This is a genomic window from Lactobacillus sp. CA30L, assembly GCF_059900845.1.
This window is the reverse complement of record NZ_JBWXGB010000017.1, coordinates 1-1363: the sequence shown is the minus strand read 5'-3', so window position 1 is coordinate 1363 and position 1363 is coordinate 1. Positions and strand designations below refer to the sequence as shown.

Below are 1363 nucleotides of genomic sequence, written 5' to 3'. Positions count from 1 at the left end.
CACTTTTTAGTGATTTGCCTGCTTTTTGTCTCTACTGAATTGCGGTTGATGGTCCCAGCTGCCCCTTGGGGCCACTTCCGGTGCCAATATTTACTCAAGTTCATGGTCATAAGCATTAAACCTAGGTCATTTTCGACCTTTGCTTGCCCTCGGAGGTGGGTTCGCCGCATGCCAAAAACGTTCTTCAAGTGACCAAAGACGGGTTCCACGTCAATCTTGCGTTGGCCGTAGATCCGTTTGCCAGTCTTGCTTTGAAGCGCTGCTTGAGCGCTGGCTTTAAAGTATTGCCAGGTCGGGTTATAGTTAAGGCGGCGCTGGTGGCCACTGGGCGTCTTAGCCAAAGCCGTTTGGGCTGGACTTAGTTGAAACTCGTCTGCCTCATAGACTTTAAATTGCCGAGTAAAGCCGTAGCGGTCACGCCTGGTGGAATAATGTTTGAAGGAGAAGCGCACGCCCTGGTGGTCCAGGTAGTAATCATCTTGCTCATTATAGTGCCAGTTGCTGGGCTTGGTCGGGTCATTGCGGTACTTACGCTTCTGTTCTTTTTCATAAGTAGTGTAGGGAATATAGCACTGCTTGTGAAAGTAATCGGTTAACTGGGCATAGTTGTATTCGCTGCCGTAGCCGGCATCGGCGACAATCGGGTCAAAGTCTGCCAAAACCGGCAGCTGCGCTAAAAAGGGCACCAGGGTTCTGGTGTCAGTCGGATTAGGATACAGGGCATAGTCGATGACGTATTGGTTGCTAGTCGCAATCTGCAGGTTATAACCGGGCTTCAGCTGACCATTAAGCATCGGGTCTTCCTTCATGCGCATGAAGGTGGCATCGTGGTCGGTCTTGGAGAAGCTGTTGCGGCCCTTAAAGGTCTGCTGGTATTGTTCATACTTTTGGGCGCGGGGCTGGTAGTCGCGGCGAATTCGGTGGAGCAGTTTCTTTAACCGGCGCCGTTTCTGCTTGCGCCTGGATCCACCCGGAATTGCTTGCGGTTCCCGTTCAATGGCCTGATTGAGCTGGTCCACTTTGGCTTCAACTTCATTAGCCAGTTGGTTTAAGCCCTGACTGCTTTGGACTTCCTCTGCCGCCATGGCCTTGACTACTTCTTCTTCCACTAATTCTTGATAAAGGGCTAATGCCTCGCCCTGCAGCTTGGTCTGGAAGCGGTCGACGGCCTTCTTCCAGACAAAAGAGTACTTGTTGGCATCAGCTTCAATTTTGGTGCCGTCAATAAAGAGGGCGTGCTCATAGAGTAAGCCCTCTTCTTGAAGCAGATTGTTAAAGTAGAGAAAGCACTGCTTAATCAGCTGGTTAGCGTGCGGGCTAGAGCGAAAATTATTAATGGTATGATAGGACATGGTCTGCTGGT

General features: G+C 50.6%; 1 protein-coding gene. It reads right to left on the bottom strand.

All coding sequences use genetic code 11. From position 1 onward, the window contains the following. Positions 1-1363: IS1182 family transposase (locus AC2JF8_RS09225; protein ID WP_500762796.1), on the bottom strand; the 1363-nt coding region annotated here is incomplete at both ends.